Consider the following 15,548-nt stretch of genomic DNA (forward strand, 5'->3'; position numbering starts at 1 on the left):
CCAAGACTCGATGACACCCGAACACTACCGTTGTCCGCTCGACTGTCACTGGAACTGTTAGGAGGCCCTTACCGTGCCCATGCCCGGCCCGGACACCCGCGTCGTGGAAATCCGCGTCGCCGGGCTCGTGGGCACCAGCGGGGAGACGCTGCTCGACGCGGTGGCGACCGTCGACGTCGCCGGCGACGGCCTGGGCCGGGTGATCCGCCCGGCCGACCGGCTGCGCCGCCCGGCACCCGGGCCGGTGCTGCCCGCGCTGGGCCGGTCGATCCCGCGGACCCTCGAGGGTTACCTCTGGCACGGCATGACGTCGGGTGGCGCGGCGAAGGCCACCTGGGCCCTGCTGTTCCCGTTCTCCCTGGCCAACGTCGCCTTCTGGATGCTGCCGCCGGTCCCGACGGACAGCCGTCTCGCGCGCGTCCTCGGCGCCGTCTGCCGCGGCCTGCTGCGCGTGGGTGCCCTGCTGCTGACGATGCTGCTGATGGGCCAGCTCGCCGCGATCGCGCTCGACCTCTTCGCCGCGCAGTGCCTCGCGCCCGGCTCGGGCTGCCTGCCGGTGGTCCCGGACGTCCTCCGCACGACGGCCGCCCGGATCGCCGTCGGCGTCCTGCCGCTGCTGGTCGTGATCTTCGTCCTGCACCGGATTTCCAGCGCGACCTGGGCGGTGCACGCCGACGGCGACCTCACCGGCGGCCCGTTGCGGATGCGCGCCGACCCGGAGACGCCGGCGCTGCGCTGCCTGCACACCGTCGCGGCGCTGGCCTCGGTCGCGCTGCTGCTGCTCGGCGGGCCGTTCCGCGTGCCGGGCGACAGCGTCGGCCTCGTCGTCTGGATCGTCACCCTCGCCGTGGTGCTCGCCACCGTCGTCGCCGCCGCGATCGGCGTCGACACCGGCCGGTTCGCCCGGCCCGGCGTGCTCGCCTTCGCGACGCTGCTGGTCGTGGTCGCCGCCGTGCGGCTCAGGCCGGGTACGGGCCCGCTGCCCGGCACGAACGGCGTCGTCGAAGGCCTCGGCGCGGCCCTGGTCGCCGTCACCGTGCTGTTCGCGCTGTTCCTCGCCCCGGCGGCGCTGCTGGCCCGGCCCGGCTGGAAGCACAAGCCGCAGCGGCTGCGGCCGTGGATGGGCGGCTGGGCGGCCGCACCGGTGCTCGCGCTGGCCGGCCTGCTCGGCGGCGGCTTCGGGGCCGGGCTCGCCGAGGCGCTCCGGCGCCTGTCCGGGGCGGAGCATCTGAAGGTGCCGGACACGTACCTGCTGGTCACCGTCCTGTGGGGCGCGGGGCTGGCGCTGGCCGCGGTGCTCGGCGTAGCGGGCTTCGCGGTCGCCGTCCCGCTGCGGCGGCTGCGGCGGGGCATCCCCGAGATCGTGGCGCTGATGGAGCACGACGAGCGGCAGGAGGGGCAGGCCGCGGCGGCCTGGGCGCGGTCGGCGTGGGAACGGCGGCACCTGCACCACCTGGCGCTGGCCGTCGCGAGCGCGATGTCCGCGGGCGGCGCGGCCCTGCTGGTGCTGCGGTTCGGGTTCGGCCTGGTCCCGGGCTGGTTCAAGCCGCTGTCCGCAATCGGCGTGGTCGCGCTCGGCGCGCTGGCCGCGGGCCTGCTGCGCGTGGTCTACACAGCCGCGCGCACGCCGCAGCGCAGCCGTCACCTCGGCGCGCTGGCCGACCTGGTCTGCTTCTGGCCGCGGGCCGCACACCCGACGGTCCCGCCCTGCTACGCGCTGAAGGTCGTGCCGGAACTGGCCGCCCGGGCCCGCGAACACCTCGCCGAACCCGGCACGCGCGTGGTGCTGTCCGGCTACAACCTCGGCAGCCTGCTCACGATCATGGCCGCCGCCCGGCTGGCGGCCGAGCTGCCGGAGGCGGACCTCGAACGCGTCGGCGTCCTGACCGCCGGCTCGCCGTTGCAGTGGGGCTACCAGCGCGCCTTCCCCGCGTTGCTGCCGCAGGAAGCGCTGGAGCGGCTCTTCGCCGACCTCGACGGCCGCTGGCGGGCCCTGTGCCGCGGCACCGACATCTTCGGCGGCGGCGTGACGACCTGGCGGCACTCGGTCGCCGACCGTCGGCTGCACGGCGTCGGGTTCCTCCCGGAGGGCGGCTTCGGCCCGGTCTCGGCGACGGCCGACGGGACCGGCGTCCTGATCCTCGGCGGCGACCACTGGCTGCCGGACCCGCTGCGCGGCCCGACCGGGCGGCACCGCTGGGCGCCGGGGGTGCTCAAGCACCAGGACTACGTGGTGGACGCCGAATGGGACCACGCCGTCGCGATGGCCGCCGGCCTCGGCAAGCCGTCCTGGGGCGAGCAGGGCTCGCTGTTCGGGGACTTCCCCCCGAAACGGTGAAGGCCCCTCGCGCGCGGAGCGAGGGGCCTTCGACCGGGGACTAGCTCAGCTTCACTCGGAAGCCTTGCGGCGGAACTTCAGCAGCGCGAGCAGGCCACCACCGGCGGCGAGCAGCAGCGCGCCGACCCAGATCAGCCAGCTGTTGTCGAAACCGGTGTTGGCCAGGCCGCCACCGGTGCCCGACTCGTTGCCCGCCGGGACGACGGCCGGAGCGGTGGAGCTGGTCGGCGACACCGAGGTGTCCGAGGTCGCCGGGGTGCTCGGCTTCGTGGTCTCGGTCGACGGCGCCGGCCGGGTCGGCTTGGTCGTCGGGGTCGTGGGCTGGGTCGGCTTGGTGGTCTTCGAGCCGCACAGGAACCACTTGTCGATCTTCGGCTGGCTGCCGTTGTAGTTGAACGGCGCACGAAGGTCGTTCCACGGGGCGTTCTTGTCGAGCTTCTTGCCCGGCGTGTAGTCGTTGAAGCCGTCGTCGCCGCCGACCACGACGATGCGGGTGACGGTGACGCCCTCGTTGACCGACTTGATGTTCAGCCGGGTGTTGTTCTTCGTCAGCTCGAAGACAACGTCCTTCTGGTCGAGGACCTTGCCACCGGCGCACGGGGTCGGCTTGCCCGGCGTCGGGTGGGGACGGTTGTCGTCGCTGTAGCAGGCGAGAGCGGAACCGGCGGTCCCGATCAGGGCGGCGGTGGTGAGCGCCATGACCGCAACGGCGCCGCGGAAGGAACGTCTGCGCATGAGTTCTCCAGTACCGAACGGGGGAGGAACGGCAAAATCGGGGGACCGCATGCCACTGCGCGTGGGAATCACGCGGCTGTAATTCACCCGTCAGTGGCACACGAAGGATCGAAAGGTATCGCACGTCACGCACCCGCTTACACGGGGTCCCCCTTTGCGCACAAATCGCAAGATCGTCTTGATCAAGTCGTAACCTCGCATAACGCAACCAAATGCAAAAAGCCCCGCCGACCTGGGCGTCCAGGAGGGCGGGGCTTTTTCTGCGCAAGTCAGGCTTCGGGTGCCTTCACGGGTTCGTCGAGCCCTTCGGCCTGCCGCTTGCCGAGCAGCGAATGCCGGCGGCTGTAGCCGAAGTAGAGCAGCACCCCGACCACCATCCAGGCGATGAACCGCAGCCAGGTCAGCACGGTCAGGTTCAGCATCAGCCACAGGCAGGCGAGGATGGCCAGGATCGGGATCAGCGGCACCAGCGGCACCTTGAACGCCCGGGGCAGCTCCGGCCGCGTCCGGCGCAGCACCAGCACCCCGGCCGAGACGAGCACGAACGCGAAGAGCGTGCCGACGTTCACCATTTCTTCGAGCTTGTCCGCCGGGAAGAACCCGGCCGCGAGCGCGACCAGCCCGCCGACGATGAGCGTCGCGCGCTTCGGCGTGCCGTGTTCACCGGTCTTCGCCAGGCCGCGCGGCATCAGGCCGTCCCGGGACATCGCGAAGATGATCCGGACCTGGCCCAGCATGAGCACCATGACGACGGTGGTCAGGCCGGCCAGCGCGCCGAAGGAAATGATGTTGGCGGCCCAGTCGACGCCGTTCGCGGAGAACGCCGTCGCGAGGGTCTTGTGGCTGCCGTCGCCCGCCTTGGTCGCGAGGTCCTTGTACGACGTCATGCCGACGACCACCAGCGACACCGCGACGTACAGGACGGTCACGATGGCCAGCGAGCCCATGATCCCGCGCGGCACGGCCTTCTGCGGGTTCCGGGTCTCCTCCGCGGTGGTCGCGACGATGTCGAAGCCGATGAAGGCGAAGAACACCAGCGAAGCGCCGGCCAGCAGGCCGAAGACGCCGAACGAGCTGCTCGCGCCGCCCGCGATCAGGGAGAACAGCGACTGGTCGACCCCGGTCTGGCCGGCCCCGCCGGTCTCGCCCGGCGGGATGTACGGCGTGTAGTTGGCGCCCTTGATGTAGAAGAGGCCGAGGATGATCACGAACAGCACCACGGCGACCTTGATCCCGGTGATCACCATCGAGACCCGCGAGGACAGCTTCGTCCCGACCGCCAGCAGGACCGTCAGGATCGCCACGACGAGCAGCGCACCCCAGTCGACGGTGACGCTACCGATGTCGAACGTCGTCTTCGTGCCCTTGCCGAAGAGGTAGCCGAGCACCGTCTCGAGGTACACCGACCAGCCCTTGGACACCGCGGCGGCGCCGACGGCGAGCTCGAGGATCAGGTCCCAGCCGATGATCCACGCCATGAACTCGCCGAAGGTGGCGTAGGAGAACGTGTACGCGCTGCCCGCGACCGGCACGGTCGAGGCGAACTCGGCGTAGCACAACGCCGCCAGCGCGCAGGCGATCGCCGCGAAGACGAAGGCCAGCGACACCGAGGGCCCGGCGTAGTCACCCGCCGTCCGCGCGGTCAGCGTGAAGATGCCGGCACCGATGACCACGGCGACGCCGAAGACCGTGAGGTCCCACGCGCTCAGGTTCCGCCGGAGCTTGGTGTCCGGCTCGTCGGTGTCCGCAATGGACTGTTCGATCGATTTAGTGCGCCACAATCCCGTTCCGGGCACCGTTGACCTCCTGCGGCTGGCCTGCATGTATCGCAGTAGGTCACCCTATCGGGTCAGGTGCGTGACGGCTCGCCGAAGACTGATCCGGCTACCGCGCAAGACTGCGGTCGAGGTCCGGTTCGAGGTAGATCAGCTTGGCCACCGGCACCTTGGCGCGGACGCGGGCCTCGGCGTCGTCGATGGCCGTCGCCACCTCGGCCGTGTCGAGCCCCGGCACCAGCGCCAGCTTCGCCGCGACGAGCAGCTCGTCCGGGCCCAGATACTGGGTGCGGATGTGGATGACGCGCTCGACCTTGCCCGCGGCGAGCTCGTCGACGATCGTCGCGAGGACGCCCTCGTTGGCGCCTTCGCCGATGAGCAGGCTCTTCATCTCGATGATCAGGATGATCGCGATGACGCCGAGCAGCGCGCCGATCGCCAGGGTGCCGACGCCGTCCCAGACCGGGTCGCCGGTGACGACCGAGAGCCCGACACCCAGCAGCGCGAAGACCAGGCCGAGCAGCGCGCCGGCGTCCTCGAGCAGCACGACCGGCAGCTCGGGCTCCTTGGCCTGGCGGATGAAGCCCCACCAGCTCGCGTCGCCCTTGATCTTCTTCGACTCGCCGACGGCGGTGTAGAAGCTGTAGCCCTCCAGGGCGACCGCGACCACCAGGATGATCACGGCGACGATCGGCGATTCGAGCGGCTCCGGGTGGCCGATCTTGTGGATGCCTTCGTAGATCGCGAAAGCCGAGCCGAGCGTGAAGAGCATCAGCGCGACGATGAAGGAGTAGAAGTACCGGTCGCGGCCGTAGCCGAACGGGTGCTCCTTGTCCGCTTCCCGCTTCGACGTCTTCTGGCCGAGCAGCAGCAGGCCCTGGTTCGTGGTGTCGGCCAGCGAGTGCACGGACTCGGCCAGCATCGACGACGACCCCGTGACGAGGAAGCCGACGAACTTCGCCGCCGCGATCCCGGCGTTCGCCCCGAGTGCCGCGAGGATCGCCTTGGTTCCGCCTCCAGCTGACACGACCGCTCCCCTGGTAGGTCCTGAAATGTCCGGGTGGAGCCTAATGGGGCCGGTCCCGTCCGGTCGTCACCGGCCGGAGAATCGCTCAGGCGATGGCGGCGATGTCACCGTCCTCGAAGTAGATCGCCTGGTGCAGGCGCCCGCCCAAAGCAACGGCATAGCGGGCGAGTACCTCCAGGCCGGAGATCTTGCCCTGTTCGATCTGGGACACCCGGCCCTTGGTGACGCCCATCCGCTCGGCCAGCTGTTGCTGGGTCAGGCCGCGACCCCGGCGGATCTCGGCGAGGCGATGGCCTTGGACCACGGCGAGCAGCTCCTGCTTGCCCGCCTCGACCGCTTCCTCGCCGCCGGCTCGCTCGACATGCGTCGCGCGGACATCCTTCCAACGCGTGTAGCCCGTCATGGTCGGCCCTCCTTTGCCTGGCGTTCCTTCGGATAGCGCTCGTACCGATCCTCGGCCAGCGGCCGCAGCTCCTTCAGATTTCGGCTCCGAAACCCGACGATCGTGTCTACCAGCGGCCACCCGGGCCCGGGCCACTTCGGCCGGCGCGTCGAGCGATGCCAAGCGCGCCGGTCGGCCGCCGTCGGGCCGGATTCTCGCTGCGCGTTCGCCCAGCCCGGCGCCAATCCGCTCGGCCGGGCTCCGATCGCCGGGCACCGCGGCCGCCGGTTCTGTCGTACCCCTTCGCTACCGTGGGTTTTCCTGTCGGCCTCACCCGGGAAGGTGACATGGCGCACTTCGCCGTGCTCGGTCCGCTCGCCGTGGAAAGCCCGCCGGGCCGGTGGGCGGTCCTGCGCGGTGAGCGGCAGCGCACGCTGCTGGCCGTGCTGCTGCTCAACGCCGGGCGGCCGGTCCCCGTCGACGTGCTCGTCGAGGCGCTGTGGCCGGATGGGCCGCCCAAGTCGTACACGTCCAACCTGCACACCTACCTCTCGCGGCTGCGCGAGCGGATCGAGGGCCTGCGCGTCGAGCACGGCCCGGCCGGCTACCGGCTGGACGTCGAGCCGGCGGAGCTCGACCTGCTCGTCTTCCGGTCCGCCGTCGCCGAGGGGCGGCGCGCCGCGGATCCGGTGGCCGCCGCCGGGCACTACCGGCGGGCGCTCGCGCTGTGGCGGGGGCCGGTGCTGGCCGGGCTGCACGTGCCGCGGCTCGACGCCGACATCGCCCGGCTGGAGTCCGAGCGGCTGGCCGTGTTCGAGGACTGCGTCGACGCGGAGCTGACCGCCGGGCGGCACGGCGAGCTCACCGGCGAACTGCAGGCCATGATCACCGAGCACCCGCTGCGCGAACGGCTGGCCGCGCAGCTGATGATCGCGCTGCACCGGGCCGGCCAGCAGGGCAGCGCGCTGGAGGTCTACCGGCGGCTGCGGACCACGCTGATCGAGGAACTCGGCGTCGAGCCCGGCGCGGAGGCCCGCCGGGTGCACGCGGCCGTCCTGCGCGGCGAGGACCCGGTGCCGCGGCTGCCGCCCGCGGTGTGGCCGGTGTGCCAGCTCCCGCCGGACATCGGGGACTTCACCGGCCGCGACACCGAGCTGGCGGAGCTGACCGGTGTGCTCGGATCCGGCATCGGTGTCCCGGTCGCGGTGCTCAGCGGCGAGCCGGGAGCGGGCAAGAGCACCCTCGCCGTGCGGGCCGCGCATCGGCTGCGCGCGCGGTTCCCGGACGGCCAGCTGTACGTACCGCTGGCGGGGCGGGACATCGGGGAGGTGCTGGCCGACCTGCTGCGCGCGCTGGGCGTCCCCGGCCCGGCGGTGCCGGACGACGTCCGGGCGCGCGCGGCGGTGTTCCGCGGCCGGCTCACCGATCGGCGGGTGCTGGTGGTGCTCGACGACGCCGTCGACCCCGAGCACGTCCGCACGCTGCTGCCGGGCACGCCGGGCTGCGCGGTGCTCGTGACGAGCCGGCGGCGGCTGAGCGGGCTGGCCGGCGCCCACCGGCTGCCCCTCGGCCCCCTGTCCGGCGCGGACGCCGCCGAGCTGCTGCACCGCCTGGCCGGGGCGCGGGTGGACCGGGAGCGTGCCGAGGCCGAGCGGATCATCACCGCGTGCGCGCGACTGCCGCTGGCGCTGCGGATCGCGGGCAGCAGGCTGGCCATCCGCCCGCACCTGCGGCTCGGCGAGCTGGCCGGCCGGCTGGAGGACGAGGTCCGCAGGCTCGACGAGCTGACCGTGAGCGATCTCGCCGTCCGGAGCAGCATCGCGCTGAGCTACGAGGCTTTGCGGCCGCCTGCGCAGCGAGCGTTCCGGCTGCTCGGGCGCTGCCGCCTCGCCGACCTGCCGGCATGGGCGGTCACCACCCTGGTCGACGACCCGGACGAGGCCGTCGAAGAGCTCGTCGAGGCAAGCCTGCTGGAGGCGCGCGGAGCGGACCGGACGGGCGAGGGTCGTTACCGGATGCACGACCTCGTCCGGCTGTACGCGGCGGAGCTCGACGACCCGGCGCCCAGCGAAGGTCTCCGCACGGTGCTGGCGGCCACGCTCGCGCTCGCCGACGAGGCGGCGGCCCGGTTGCCGCGCACGGTGCCGATGCCGCCCCCGGCTCCCGGGCCGCCCGCACAGCCGTTGCCGGATTCGCTGGTGGAGCGGCTGCTGGCGCGTCCGGACGACTGGTTCGCCGCCGAGCGCGCGAACCTGGTGCTGCTGATCGGCACGCTCGGCCCGCGGGACGCCCTGCTGCTGCTCGACCGCCTCGGCGTCTACCTGTACCTGCACGGCCAGTACGCCGACATGCGCGCGGCGTACGAGTCGGTGTCGGCCGCGGATCCCCCGCTGGCAACGGTGGCGGAGGCGACGCTGACCCTGCTGCGGCACGCGCGCGGCGAGTACGAGGAGGCGGCGGTCCGTTACCGGGCGTGCGCCAAGGAGCTGGAGTCCGCGGGCGATCGCCGTACGCACGCATGGGTGTCGGCGAACCTGGCGCACTGCTTGATCGGCTTGGGCCGCGCGGAGGAGGCCCTGGAGACGGCGGCCCACGCCCACGAACTGTTCACAGTGGACGGTTCCGCGGCCGAACTCGGCTGGGTCCGGGCGGCGGAGTCGGCGGCGTTGCTGCGGCTGGGCCGGATTTCCGACGCCCACGAGGTCGACCGAGCGGCGCTGGCGGCGGCTCGTTCGTCCGGCGACGCCCGGGTGATCGGCGAGGCCCTGCACGGGTTCGCGTGGTCATCGCTGCTGACGGGCGACGACGCGGGCGCGCTGGCGGCGATCGCGGAGTCGGTGGAGCTGCTGCGCGGAACGATGGCGCGTTCGGCACTGGCGAAGTCGTTGCGCACACACGGCGCAATCTCGGCGGCAACCGGACTGCGGGACAACGCAACGGCGGCGTTCGAGGAGGCCCGCGAGCTGGCGCGAGAGCTGGACGAGAGGCCGAGGGAGCTGTCGTGCACCCGAGCCCTGGCGGCGGCTTGGATCGGCGAGGGACGGGCGGCGCAGGCAATCCCGGTGCTGCGAGCGTGCTTGGACGAGTTCCGCGAGATGGGCGGAAGGGCGGCAACGGGCCTGACGTGGCTGGTGCTGCACCGGGCGTACTTGGCGACCGGGGATGCACTGGCGGCAGCCGAGGCGGCAACGGAGGCGGCGGAGCTCCTGAACCCCCGCGACGCCAGCGCGGCCGCCTTGAGGCGAGCGCTGTTGGCCCTGACCGAGCCGGCTTAGCGGCGCGGCCTGGCTGGACCCGGCCCGCCTTCTCGCCGAGCCGACCTGACGGGCTGCCACGGGCGAGACGGGGTGGTGCTGCCCCCTCACCGCACCACCCGTCTCGCCGCGGCCTGCCGGGGGTGGCCTCCTGGCGGGCGGCCGCTCCCCTCGACCCCCTGCCGGGGTGGCCGTCCCCTCGCAGCACCCTCCCCCAGCCAGGTGGGCCGCCGAAGTGGTGCCGCCCCCTCGCGGCACCACCTTCAGCCCACGGACGCCGGGCGTATCCGACCGGCGCCACCCCCAGCGGACCCGGCGGCGCGCATCAGCGCACCAGGGTCCCCCCTTGGTGTTGATCGTGGCGGAGGCCGCCACACGGAACGCACACAGAAAGGCCAGCCTCGAACGTGGGTCAGTCCTCGCAGGTGCCCGCCGTCGCGCGGAAGAGCTGGGCTCGCTCTCCGCCCGTCGCGCGGATCCGGACCGGTGGGTCCGCCGCCGGGAGCCAGACCGACTGGCCCCGCCTCAGCTCGACCTTCTCGCCGTCGTCCGCCGTCACCAGCAGGGCTCCCGCCGTGCACAGCAGGATCTGGGGGCCGACGCTGTCGACCGAAATCTCGTCGTCCTGGCCGGCCGGCCACTCCACGCGGGACAGCTCGAACTCCGGTGCGTCCGTGCGGTACACCGCCATCCGGCCACCCACGTCGCCGCACTGGACCGGCATCTCGCCGCACGCGAAATCCACCACGCGCAGCAGCTCCGGGACGTCCACGTGCTTCGGCGTCAGACCACACCGCAGGATGTTGTCCGAGTTCGCCAGGATCTCCACGGCCGTCCCGTGGAGGTACAGGTGCAGGTTGCCCGCCGGCAGGTAGATCGCCTCGCCCGCGCGCAGCGTCAAGCGGTTCAGCAGCAACGCCGCCAGCACGCCGGCGTCGCGCGGGTGGGCCTCGCCCAGCTCCAGGATCGTCCGGCACTCGACCGCGAACTCGCCGTGCTCCTGGACGTGCCGGACGCACGCGTCGAGCACCTCCGGCAGCAGCGAATCCAGCGACGCCTGCGGCAGCGTGATCCACGTCGTGAACAGCGCACGCAGCCCGGACGGGTCCGGCTGGGCCTCCAGCAGCCCGGTGTACTTCGCCAGTCCCGGCGTCTCGATCGCCTTCAGCAGCTTCACCGTCCGGTCCGGCGCCCGGAACCCGGCCAGCGCGTGGAACTCCGTCAGCGCGCAGACCAGCTCCGGCTTCGCCGTCGGATCCGGGTAGTTGCGGTTCGCCGCGTCCCTCGGAATCCCGAGCTGCTCCTCGCGGGCGTGCCCCTCCGCGGCCTGGGCCGCCGACGGGTGCGCCTGCATCGACAGCGGCTCCTCCGCCGCGAGGATCTTCAACAGGAACGGGAGCCGCCCGCCCCACCGCTTCGCGCAGCGCTCGCCGAGCTGGGTCACCGGGTCGGCGTCCACCAGCTCGAGCAGGCTCCGCTCGGTCCCGTCGGGGCCGATGACGTGCGACGGGTCACCCGGGTGGGCACCCATCCACAGCTCGGCCTCGGGGTGCGGCGCGGGTACCGGACGGCCCAGCAGCTCGGGGATCGCCGTCCGCGATCCCCAGGCGTAGGGCCGCACCGCATTGCGCAGCAGCTCCACTGTCACCTCAACTCCACTCCTTCGGCACCGGCCACGCCGGTGCTAGGCGGCTCTCACGCCGTCGCGGGCGCGAAGCGACCCGCGCCGCCGATGCTGCCCGCCGCCAGCCCGAGATAGACCGCCGCCAGTTCGAACCGCAGTGCCAGCACCGCGGCCCGCACGATTTCGTCGGCCTCGATCTCCTCGGCCGGCGCGATGACGTCCGCACCCGGCAGCAGATCCTCGGCCTGGTAGCGCGCCGCGTCCGTAGCCGGACCGGTCCGCACCGAGAGCAGCAGCACCCGGGTGGGGATGTCACCAGAGGGATCGTCCGGATCAGCGAAGATGTCACGCTCCGCGCCACCTGATTGCGCCGCCCGCCGCAATGCGGGGCGCGCCAGGGCCTGACGATAGTCCTCGACGTCGCACACCGTGGCCGCGTGGGCGGCGAATGCGTGCGCAGCGTGTTCGCCGACGGCGACCGCGACCGGGTCCAGCCCCCACAGCAGGGGCACGCGGTCGGCGACGCGCAGCGCCAGCGCCTTGGCCGGGTTCGCGAACGACTCCCGGGCCAGGTAGTCCTTCTCGGCTTCGAGGTCCAGCTGGTCGGCCAGCACCTGGACGTCGGAGATCAGCAGGCCCAGCGCGTTCGCGGTGAGCAGCCCGGCGGCCAGGCCGCGTGGGAACGCCAGCTCCGGCGGCACCGGGATCCGCGGCGCCAGCAGGATGCCCTTGCCGGCCACGGCGGCCGCCACCGGGCCTTCCGACGGCGCCGAAAGCACCACCGAGGCGCCGTAGCGGGCGGCGCGCTCCAGCGACGCGGCGAGTTCCCGGTCACCCGGGTCGTCGGTGTGCGCGAACACGACGTCGAGGGCGCCGATCCAGCTCGGCACCACCTCGGCGGTGACCACCGGAACCGGGCACGAGGGCGCCAGCAGGGCGGCCAGCAGCCGCGTGAGCGTGCGGCTCACCCCCGGCCGGTCGATCAGCACGACGGCGCGCGGGCGGCCCATGTCGAGCCGCTCGGACAGCTCCAGTTCCGCGGCGAGCTCGGCGGTCGCCCGCACCTGGGCGCCCGCCATCGCGGCAGCCCGGAGCAACCCCGCGCTGTCGGCCTCGGCCAGGCGCGCGGGGTCGTCGAGCAATGAGTCGTCAAGCACTGTCGGCATCGGAATTTCCGCTGTCACCCGGCAGGGTCGCTTCGTCGAGCAGCAGCACCGGGATGCCGTCACGGACCGGGTACACCCGGCCGCACTCCGTGCACGTCAGCGCGTCGGCCTCGGGGTCGTCCGGGGCGCCCGGCCGGAGCGGGGCGTGATCGGGCGACGGGCACGCCAGGATCTCGAGGAGCTGGGCGTCGAGCGTGATGGCCATGGTTCCTCCATACCACGCGAGAAGGTGTGGTGAAGGGCACTTCAAGGACACAGTTCGGCCCCGCGGCCGCCCTTCACCGTGGACGGTCAGTTGCGGATGATCGCGAGTACTTCGTCCACCAGCCCCTGCACGGCTTCGGCGTTCGCGGCCTCGACGTTCAGCCGGAGCAGCGGTTCGGTGTTCGACGGGCGCAGGTTGAACCAGGCGCCGCCCGGCAGCTGCACGGTCAGGCCGTCCAGCTCGTCGATCTCGACGCCGGAGCGGGTGCCGAAGGTGTCCTTGACCGCCATCATCTTCGCGACCTGGTCGTCGACCGTGGAGTTGATCTCCCCGGAGGCCGCGTAGCGGGAGTACGCGCTGGTCAGGTCGCTCAGCGGGCCGGTCTGCTCGCCGAGCGCGGCGAGGACGTGCAGCGCCGCCAGCATGCCGGTGTCGGCGCGCCAGAAGTCGCGGAAGTAGTAGTGCGCGGAGTGCTCGCCGCCGAAGATGGCGCCGGTCTTGGCCATCTCGGCCTTGATGAACGAGTGCCCGACGCGGGTGCGGACCGGCTTGCCGCCGTGCTCGGCGACGATCTCCGGCACGCCCTTGGACGTGATCAGGTTGTGGATGATCGTGCCGCCCGGGTCCTTGGCCAGCTCGCGGACGGCGACCAGCGCGGTGATCGCGCTCGGCGAAACCGGCTCGCCGCGCTCGTCGACGATGAAGCAGCGGTCGGCGTCGCCGTCGAAGGCCACGCCGGCGTCGGCGCCGACCTCGCGGACCTTCGCCTGCAGGTCGACGATGTTCGCCGGGTCGAGCGGGTTGGCCTCGTGGTTCGGGAAGGTGCCGTCGAGCTCGAAGTACATCGGCACGACGTCGATCGGCAGCCCCTCGAACACGGTCGGGACGGTGTGCCCGCCCATGCCGTTCCCGGCGTCGACCACGATCTTCAGCGGCCGGCTGCCGGACAGGTCGACGAGGTTGCGCAGGTAGGCGGCGTAGTCGGCGAGGACGTCCCGCTCGGTGATCGAGCCGCGCTGGCCCTCGAACCCGGGCACGCCCTGCTCGACGGTGTCGCGGATCTCGGCGAGCCCGGTGTCCTGCCCGACCGGCGACGCGCCCGCGCGGCACATCTTGATGCCGTTGTACTTGGCCGGGTTGTGGCTGGCGGTGAACATCGCGCCCGGCATGTTCAGCGAGCCCGAGGCGAAGTACAGCTGGTCGGTGCTGGCCAGCCCGATGCTGACCACGTCGAGGCCCTGCGAGGTGACGCCCTCGGCGAACGCGGCCGCCAGGGCCGGCGAGGAGTCACGCATGTCGTGGCCGATCACCACCGAGGGTGCTTCCGGCTTGATGAGCAGGGCGAACGCGGCGCCGAAGTCGCGGACGAGGTCCGCGTCGAGCTGCTCGCCGACCACGCCGCGAATGTCGTAGGCCTTCACGATGCCCGAAAGGTCTGGCACGCCGTCTCCCCGCGAATAGTCGTCCCGGCGCCCGCTGCGCCGCGCGGAAAGCCTACCGGCGGGGTGAGTGGGTTACGCGTTCAGGCGCGGCCGGGGAGGACGCGCAGGTGGCCGCGGCGCCCGGACGGGCCCTCCGGCTCGGGCGCGGGAGCGGGTTTGTCGGACCGCCCGGCCTCCCGCACGGCCTCGGCCAGCGCGGTCAGTTCGTCGGCCGACGGGTCCGGAGCGGCAAAGGCGCCTTCGTGCCGGACGACTTCCCAGCCCTTGGGGACGGTCAGCCGCAGCGCGTGGGCTTCGCAGAGGTCGTACGAGTGGGGCTCGGAGGCAGTGGCCAGCGGGCCGACGACGGCGGTGGAGTCGCTGTACGCATACGTCAGCGTGGCCACAGCTGGCTCGAGACAGCCAGTACGCGAACACTTCCGTACGCTCCGCACGAAACGAAACGATAGCGCGTCACCGCAAGCCTGGAGGAGCGACACGCGCTGGGACGTGCGGACCGCATAGACTTCGGGCGTGGCGACGGCACGTGATTACCGACAGCGGCGGCGCTCGCGACGGGACCGGCACGGCCGGGGCCTGCGCGGGACGCTGTATCCGGCAACCCTGCCCGCCGCCGCGAGCCGCGCGGAGAGGTTCGACGCACTGGTGCTCGACGCACTGGAGCCGATCGAGGCCCGCTGGCGCCACGAGCTGACAAAACTGGACGTGGCGGTCGACGACGTACCGGAGATCCGCGAGAACGGCCACTCACCGGCGGATGGGGTGCTCCACGACGGAGCGGTGCCGCTGTCGAGGCTGGTCCCGGCGGGGGTGGACCGGACGGGCTTGCCGACGCGGGCGCGGATCGTGCTGTACCGGCGGCCGCTGGAGGCACGGGCGAAGGACCCGTCGGAGCTGGCCGAACTGGTGCACGACGTGCTGGTGGAGCAGGTGGCCGGGTATCTGGGTGTGGAGCCGGACGTCATCGAGGGCGAGTAGGCCCGGGGGTCACCGGTGTCGCGAACCGGCGGGCGGGAGCGCTAGGCGGGCTCGGGGCGCTGCGGACCGGCGGCCGGGGGCGCAAGCCGGCCACGGCATCGCCTCCCGCGGACCGGCGGCCGAGGGCGCAAGCCGGGATGGGAGCGCTGCGAACCGACGGCCGGAGGCGCAAGCCGGCCACAACATCGCCACCTGCGGACCGGCGGCCGGGAGCGCAAGGAGACCAGCGACGTCACCAGACCTCCCCCGCCCCTCATCCCAGCCATCCCTTCAGTCGGCGACCGGGTGTGTCAAGGCACGCTTTCCCGCCTTGACACACCCGGGCGACGACTGAGACTCCCACCGGAGGGGCGGGGGAGGTCGGACCCGCCCAGCCGCGGCAGAGTTTTCTCTGCCGCGGCAGAGAAAACAAAAGCGTCCTCGCCGGACAGGCAGGCTCCGGGATGACCACCGGCTACCGCTGCTAGCCAGCGTTGGGTGGGGTGGGCCGCGGGGTGGTCATCCCGTCGCCTGAACGAGGCCTATCACTTTGAGCCGGGCCCGCAAGCCTGCGCCCTCACCCAGCTCTGGGTGGTGGGTTGCGGGAGATCGGAAGAGCGACGAGTAGGGAAAGAGAGTTTAT

General features: G+C 72.5%; 12 protein-coding genes. 3 read left to right on the forward strand and 9 right to left on the reverse strand.

Features of this window, described 5'->3' with window-relative positions:
* The first annotated feature begins 79 nt into the window (after nucleotides 1-79).
* The gene (locus ACWEF6_RS33925) at nucleotides 80-2,338 is read left to right on the forward strand and encodes a hypothetical protein (protein WP_449686675.1); all 2,259 of its coding nucleotides are present in this window, start codon (nucleotides 80-82) and stop codon (nucleotides 2,336-2,338) included.
* Nucleotides 2,339-2,389: 51 nt separating this feature from the next.
* Here the strand turns inward: ACWEF6_RS33925 and ACWEF6_RS33930 are convergent, their stop codons facing one another.
* From ACWEF6_RS33930 to ACWEF6_RS33945, 4 genes are all read right to left on the reverse strand, one after another.
* Nucleotides 2,390-3,073 (reverse strand): LPXTG cell wall anchor domain-containing protein, encoded by a 684-nt coding sequence (locus ACWEF6_RS33930; protein ID WP_449686676.1) that lies wholly within the window; start codon nucleotides 3,071-3,073, stop codon nucleotides 2,390-2,392.
* 269 nt (nucleotides 3,074-3,342) lie between these two features.
* Nucleotides 3,343-4,869, reverse strand: a complete 1,527-nt coding sequence (locus ACWEF6_RS33935; protein ID WP_449686677.1) for an amino acid permease — start codon at nucleotides 4,867-4,869, stop codon at nucleotides 3,343-3,345.
* Nucleotides 4,870-4,957: 88 nt separating this feature from the next.
* Nucleotides 4,958-5,875 (reverse strand): cation diffusion facilitator family transporter, encoded by a 918-nt coding sequence (locus ACWEF6_RS33940; RefSeq protein ID WP_449686678.1) that lies wholly within the window; start codon nucleotides 5,873-5,875, stop codon nucleotides 4,958-4,960.
* An 85-nt stretch (nucleotides 5,876-5,960) separates the two neighbouring features.
* Nucleotides 5,961-6,278: a helix-turn-helix domain-containing protein gene (locus ACWEF6_RS33945; protein ID WP_449686679.1), complete on the reverse strand. Its 318-nt coding sequence runs from the start codon at nucleotides 6,276-6,278 to the stop codon at nucleotides 5,961-5,963.
* 326 nt (nucleotides 6,279-6,604) lie between these two features.
* Between ACWEF6_RS33945 and ACWEF6_RS33950 the strand changes: the two genes are divergently transcribed.
* Nucleotides 6,605-9,532, forward strand: a complete 2,928-nt coding sequence (locus ACWEF6_RS33950) for a BTAD domain-containing putative transcriptional regulator (protein WP_449686680.1) — start codon at nucleotides 6,605-6,607, stop codon at nucleotides 9,530-9,532.
* A gap of 391 nt (nucleotides 9,533-9,923) precedes the next feature.
* Here ACWEF6_RS33950 and manA read toward each other — a convergent pair whose 3' ends face one another.
* The 5 genes from manA to ACWEF6_RS33975 form a co-directional block, all read right to left on the reverse strand.
* Nucleotides 9,924-11,153 carry a mannose-6-phosphate isomerase, class I gene (gene manA / locus ACWEF6_RS33955; protein ID WP_449686684.1) on the reverse strand — a complete coding sequence of 410 codons (1,230 nt, stop codon included), beginning with the start codon at nucleotides 11,151-11,153 and terminating at the stop codon, nucleotides 9,924-9,926.
* A gap of 53 nt (nucleotides 11,154-11,206) precedes the next feature.
* On the reverse strand, nucleotides 11,207-12,301 hold the full coding sequence (locus tag ACWEF6_RS33960) for a hypothetical protein (RefSeq protein WP_449686681.1): 1,095 nt from the start codon (nucleotides 12,299-12,301) through the stop codon (nucleotides 11,207-11,209).
* Nucleotides 12,285-12,506 (reverse strand): Trm112 family protein, encoded by a 222-nt coding sequence (locus tag ACWEF6_RS33965; RefSeq protein ID WP_410607498.1) that lies wholly within the window; start codon nucleotides 12,504-12,506, stop codon nucleotides 12,285-12,287. The genes ACWEF6_RS33960 and ACWEF6_RS33965 overlap by 17 nt, the downstream gene beginning before the upstream one ends.
* Before the next feature lie 86 nt (nucleotides 12,507-12,592).
* Nucleotides 12,593-13,948 (reverse strand): phosphomannomutase/phosphoglucomutase, encoded by a 1,356-nt coding sequence (locus tag ACWEF6_RS33970; RefSeq protein WP_449686682.1) that lies wholly within the window; start codon nucleotides 13,946-13,948, stop codon nucleotides 12,593-12,595.
* 80 nt (nucleotides 13,949-14,028) lie between these two features.
* Nucleotides 14,029-14,382, reverse strand: a complete 354-nt coding sequence (locus ACWEF6_RS33975; RefSeq protein WP_033261311.1) for a DUF3499 domain-containing protein — start codon at nucleotides 14,380-14,382, stop codon at nucleotides 14,029-14,031.
* A 79-nt stretch (nucleotides 14,383-14,461) separates the two neighbouring features.
* On the opposite strand from ACWEF6_RS33975, the gene ACWEF6_RS33980 reads away from it, so the two are divergent.
* A complete protein-coding gene (locus tag ACWEF6_RS33980) occupies nucleotides 14,462-14,926 on the forward strand; it encodes a metallopeptidase family protein (RefSeq protein WP_103341201.1) in 465 nt (154 codons plus the stop codon).
* Nucleotides 14,927-15,548 lie beyond the last annotated feature (622 nt).

This window comes from Amycolatopsis sp. NPDC004772 (genome assembly GCF_053601215.1).